Here is a 240-nt window from a genome sequence, read left to right on the forward strand (position 1 = left end):
GCCTGTTTTGCTTGTTCTTGCGCTTGAGCCGCTTTATTAACCTCAGAGAGTTTCTGACGTTGTAACGCAATCAAACCACTTGAACCATTAACTGCATCTATTAATAAATCGAACTGTTCGTTGAAGGCCTCAATGGTGCCACCGTCATCAATTTCAGTAGCCAAACGGTTCACATATTCTTTGTCTACCTGCAAATTACTTAACTGGTAATCAAGGTCTTCAATTATACTGGTGCTTTGT

1 pseudogene is annotated in these 240 nt (G+C 40.4%); it reads right to left on the bottom strand.

The annotated features are described in order from the left end of the window. A pseudogene (locus tag KL866_RS02520) lies at positions 1 to 240 on the bottom strand (methyl-accepting chemotaxis protein); the annotation flags it as partial.

The sequence above is a fragment of the Alteromonas sp. ALT199 genome, from assembly GCF_018619335.1.
Lineage (GTDB): Bacteria > Pseudomonadota > Gammaproteobacteria > Enterobacterales > Alteromonadaceae > Alteromonas.